Origin of the sequence: Actinoplanes sp. NPDC048791 (assembly GCF_040650095.1) — a bacterium.
Taxonomy (GTDB): Bacteria; Actinomycetota; Actinomycetes; order Mycobacteriales; family Micromonosporaceae; genus Actinoplanes.
Window position 1 is genome coordinate 1 of sequence record NZ_JBEZGQ010000648.1, and the last position, 4922, is coordinate 4922.

The 4922-nt window shown below is 72.1% G+C and carries 5 protein-coding genes; 1 reads left to right on the plus strand and 4 read right to left on the minus strand.

The annotated features are described in order from the left end of the window. Positions 1-119: 119 nt before the first annotated feature. Positions 120-608 (minus strand): DUF4190 domain-containing protein, encoded by a 489-nt coding sequence (locus AB0C29_RS33565; protein WP_360828835.1) that lies wholly within the window; start codon positions 606-608, stop codon positions 120-122. A gap of 159 nt (positions 609-767) precedes the next feature. Between AB0C29_RS33565 and AB0C29_RS33570 the strand changes: the two genes are divergently transcribed. Next, the gene (locus AB0C29_RS33570; RefSeq protein ID WP_360545587.1) at positions 768-1715 is read left to right on the plus strand and encodes an SDR family NAD(P)-dependent oxidoreductase; all 948 of its coding nucleotides are present in this window, start codon (positions 768-770) and stop codon (positions 1713-1715) included. 46 nt (positions 1716-1761) lie between these two features. On the opposite strand, the gene AB0C29_RS33575 is transcribed toward AB0C29_RS33570, so the two are convergent. From AB0C29_RS33575 to AB0C29_RS33585, 3 genes are all read right to left on the minus strand, one after another. Continuing rightward, positions 1762-2271, minus strand: coding sequence for a DUF4190 domain-containing protein (locus AB0C29_RS33575; protein WP_360828838.1), 510 nt, complete (start codon positions 2269-2271; stop codon positions 1762-1764). Between the two features lie 89 nt (positions 2272-2360). After that, the gene (locus tag AB0C29_RS33580; protein WP_360828841.1) at positions 2361-2768 is read right to left on the minus strand and encodes a CoA-binding protein; all 408 of its coding nucleotides are present in this window, start codon (positions 2766-2768) and stop codon (positions 2361-2363) included. 29 nt (positions 2769-2797) lie between these two features. Next, positions 2798-4762: an intein-containing Rv2578c family radical SAM protein gene (locus AB0C29_RS33585; RefSeq protein ID WP_360828844.1), complete on the minus strand. Its 1965-nt coding sequence runs from the start codon at positions 4760-4762 to the stop codon at positions 2798-2800. Positions 4763-4922: the final 160 nt, after the last annotated feature.

Sequence of the window (4922 nt, forward strand, 5' to 3'; positions counted from 1 at the left end):
GTGCGTACGCCGGGAGATCAGGTAGGCGATGGTGAATCCGAGCACGGTCTGCAGACCGACCGCGCCGACCACGTAGACCAACGTTGTCAGGGCCCCGGCGGCTGAGCCCTCAGCAGCTCTCAGTAGGTGCTGCCGGAGTCTCTGACCAGGAAGATGACGAAGACGGCGATGCCCAGCAGCGCGATCGCGGTGACGACCCAGCCGACGATGATGCCGGCCAGCGCCAGGCCGGCCCCGCCCGCACCCGTGGCGCGGATCCGGCTGCGGGCCACGTGGCCGAGGATCGCACCGACGATGCCGAGCAGCCCGCCGATCGACCAGAGGCACAGGCCCGCCACCCCGGCGCAGGACACGACCAGGGACGCGATCGCCAGGCCCTCGGTCGGCCGGGCCGGCGCGTACGGATAGCCCTGCGGGGAGTACGGGCTGCCGGAGTTGCCGTAGTCGTAACCCGGCGCGGGCGGGACGCCGTACCCCTGGATCTGGGGTGCCGGGTAGTCGTAGCCGTACTGCTGGGGGTTGGGCGGTGGTGGTTGATACGCCTGGATCGGCGGGTCCGGCGGTGGCGGATAGGTGCCGTCCGGTCCGGGCGGCGGTGGATAGGTCATGACTGCCTCCGTCCGGCGCTGCATCTGCGCCCGCCAGGATAGGCGGCCGTGTCACGGCGCCGCGCACACCGCGTGCCTGGTTGTGCGCGGTGTGCGGTCGCCGCGCGCCACGGTGGTCCGATGTTTGCCCCGGCTCGCGGGAGCGGGCAGGATCGCCGCATGGTCTTCGACGCCCGTACCGCCAGCGGCAGCCGCTCGAGGCGGGACGCCACCCGCCCGGCGGCCGGCCGCCGGCCCCGGTCTGCCGCGCCCAGTTCCGAGCCTGAGCAGGACCTGGGGCCCGATCCGGTCGCCGAGTCCGGCCCCGCCCAGGACGACCCCGTGACCGAGCCGGAGGAGGGCCCCGTGACGCTGCGGTTGGACGGAAAGGTCGCGCTGGTCACCGGCGCCGGCAGCCCGGACGGCATCGGGTACGCGACCGCGCGCCGGCTGCGTGACCTCGGCGCCCGGGTGGCGATCGTGTCGACCACCCGGCGGATCCACGAGCGCGCGTCCGAGCTGGGCGTCACCGGTTTCGTGGCCGATCTCACCGACGAGGCCGAGGTCGGTGCGCTCGCCGACGCGGTCCTCGACCAGCTCGGTGACGTCGAGGTGCTGGTCAACAACGCGGGCCTGGCCAGCCGGACCAGCCCCGAGGTGCTGCGCCCGGTCGCCCAGCTCACGTACGACGAGTGGCGCGCCGAGATCGACCGGAACCTGAGCACCGCGTTCCTGTGCAGCCGGGCGTTCGTGGGTGGCATGTCCGAGCAGGGCTGGGGCCGCATCGTGAACCTGGCGGCGACCGCGGGCCCGATCAACGCCCTGCCCACCGAGGCCGCCTACGCCGCGGCGAAGTCGGGCGTCGTCGGCCTGACCCGGGCGCTGGCGATGGAGCTGGTGGCCGACGGCATCAACGTCAACTGCGTGGCGCCGGGCACGATCTACACCGCCGCGTCCACCGTCACGGAGATCAAGCAGGGCCTCGGCACCCCGATCGGGCGCCCGGGCACCCCGGACGAGGTGGCGGCGGCGATCGCCTTCCTGTGCTCGCCCGCGGCGTCGTACATCACCGGGCAGATGCTGGTGGTCGACGGCGGCAACAGCGTCCGCGAGGCCGAGTTCCGCTGAGCCGCCGGAACGCCCGGTGGACGCTGGTCCACCGGGCGGCCGAACGTCAGTAGGTCGTGGTGCCGGACGAGCCGATCGCGAAGATCGCCACGACGATGTAGAAAGCGCAGATCAGCACGTAGATGCTGGTGAAGATGTAACCCAGCCAGAGGCCGGCGGTGGCCAGGCCCTCACCGGACTCGCCGGTCTGCCGGATCTGCTTCTTGGCGACGTGCCCCATGACGATCGCGGCGGGCGCGAACACGAAGGCGAAGACCAGCGCCAGGATGGCCATGGTGTTGGTCGGCGCCTGGGGCGTGTAGGGCTGCTGCGCGTAAGGCTGGCCGTAGCCGGGCTGCTGCTGGCCGTACTGCGGCTGGCCGTAGGGCTGTCCGCTGGACGGGGCACCGTAGGGCGGCTGCTGCCCGTACGGCTGTCCGCTGGACGGCGCGCCGCTGGCCGGAGACGCATAGGGGTCCTGCGAGTAGGGCGAGTTGGGGTCGTAACCCGGCTGCTGCCCGTAGGGCTGCTGGGGCTGATATGGATCCGGCGTACCACCGGGCGGCGGGTAAGTCATCAGAGGTCCTCCTCGTTCACCCCGGCACGGTACTAGCCGGGGCGTAGTCAGGGGGACCCGACGCAGGGTATCCGACCTGCCGGATCGGCTCAGGACAACTTGGTGAGCCGGCCGACGGCCCGCTCGACGGCCAGGCAGCGGTCCTCGACGTAGTCCATCCCGGCCTCGGTGGCGATCCGGCGGGCCTCGGCCGAGACGATGCCGGTCTGCAACCAGACAGCGGGAGCCTTGATGGCGACGGCCTGCCGCACGATCTCCAGCGCGTCGGCGGCGGGCCGGAAGATGTCGACCAGGTCAACGGGCTCGTCGAGGTCGGCGAGCGTGGGCACGGTGCGGACCCCGAAGACCTCGTCGACGAACGGGTTGACCGGGATGATGCGCCACCCGTACCGGAGCATCTGCAACGGCACGGTGTGCGACGGCTTGTGCGGATCCCGAGAGGCCCCGACCACGGCAATGACGTTCGCCTCGGCCAGGATCTGCTGTGCACTCCTCATACCCCCGACTCTAGCCACGCGCGGCCGGGTCACAGCAGGGTCAGTTGCTGGGGCTCGGCTTCCCGGATCGTCGTGCCGGTCACTCCGTATGCCGTCGCCGGTGCCCCGTTCGCGCCGGCCGTGCGGGCCTCGCCCATCGCCGCCCGGTGCAGTCCGTGCCGCCGGGCTGCCATCCGCACCCGCGCGCCGATCTCCTTCTGGAACGACTGCGGTGCGTAGGAGCCGGCCCGGAACAGCTCGCGGTAGCGCGGCGCCAGCTCCGGGTGCTCGCGGGTGAGCCACGCCGCGTACCACTCGCGGGCGCCCGGCCGCAGGTGCAGCACCAGTGGGGAGACGCTGGCCGCGCCGGCGGCGGCGATGGCCGCGACGGTCTCCTCGATGGACTCGTCCGAGTCGGTCAGGCCCGGGAGGATCGGGGCCATCAGGACCCCCACCGAGAACCCGGCGTCGGTCAGGCGGGCCACCGCGTCGAGGCGCCGGCGTGGGCTCGGGGTGCCGGACTCGACGGCCCGCCACATCCGCTCGTCGACGAAGCCGATCGACATCGACAGGCTGACGTCGGTGACCGTGGCCGCCTGCCGCAGCAGCTCCAGGTCGCGCAGGATCAGCGTGCCCTTGGTCAGGATCGAGAACGGGTTGGCGAAGTCACGAAGGGCCGTCAGGATCGGCGGCATCAGCCGGTAGCGGCCCTCGGCCCGCTGGTAGACGTCCACGTTGGTGCCCATGGCGATGGGTGCGCCGGACCACTTCGGGGCGGCCAGCTCACGGCGGACCAGCTCACCCGCGTTGACCTTGACGACCACCTTGGAGTCGAAGTCGTGGCCGGCGTCCAGGTCGAGGTACGTGTGGGTGTTGCGGGCGAAGCAGTTGTGGCTCACCACGCCGTCGGCGATGAAGTCGCCCGTGCCGGTGGTGATGTCGTAGAGCGGCAGGGTCAGGCCGAGGTCCTCGATGTCGGCCACGGTGAGCTGGGGCTCGCTGCGCACCCCGACCCCGGCCGCGTCCAGCGGTGCCCCGCTCACCCCGGTCAGGTGCCGGAAGCGCAGGGCGGCCCACAGGTCACGGGCGACCTCGACGGAGTAGACCTCGCCGAGCTGCGGGTGCGGCGGACGGCGGCTGGGCAGGCCGAGGTGGGTCAGGGCGTCCGTGATCCGGTCCAGGAAGCCCTGGTCGCGGCTGGTGAAGACGACGGCCAGCCGGTCGGTGTAGCCGGTGGCGCCGAACGCGCCGGCCAGGAAGCCGCGATACCAGCTGCCGGACGGGAGCTCCGGCCAGCGCAGCGCCACGTGCATCGGGATGTCTTCGAGATAGGAGTCCGCGCGGATCCAGGCGTCGCTCTCCCGGGCGCCGGCCGGGGCCCCGGCGTCGCCGCGGACCAGGCCGCAGAGGTAGCCGGTGCGGTAGTCGGGGGACTCCTTCGGCGCGTCGGCGAAGCCGCCCACGCCGGACAGCCGGTCGCCCACCGCCAGGGCCGGGAGACCGGGCTCGGCCGGGCTGACGTGCCGCCAGCCGCGGTCGGTGAGGAAGCGGTGATCACCACTGGACACCAGGCGGGTGCCGTCGGCCAGGGTGACCCGGAAGGCCGGCTTGCTGGTGGTCCAGTGGTCGAGCACCGTGGTCGGCACATAGCGCCGGTGCGGACCGGCGCCCATCGTGCCCAGCACCGCGTCGCCGACCTGCACCTGCGACAGCGGCCGGGTCGACCCGTCGGCCAGCAGGATCGGGGTGTCGCCGCTCAGGCAGTAGGAGCAGGCGTGCGAGCAGCCCCGGTAAGGGTTGATCGTCCACTCGAAGGGCACCCGGGACGCGCCGGGCACCTTGTTGATCAGGGACTTCGCCCGGATCTCGTAGAACGTCATGCCGGCGAACCCGGGCGTGTCGAAGGTGCGGACGGTCGCGCCGGGCAGCGCCAGCGGCAGGGGTGGGGCCGCCGGCACTGCCCTGTCCGGGAGCGAGTCGTCGCCGGCCGGGGCCGACAGGTGTGACCATCGCATGGCGAAGATTCGAACACATGTTCGATCCACTGTCTACCCGCACCGGGAAGCCGTACCGGAAAGAAGTTGGCCCGGACACGAAAGCGCCGCGGTACATTTAAGTCAGCGGCGCCCGTGACCACACGGGTGAGGGGTTTAGGCCGGCCAGAAGAGTTCGCAA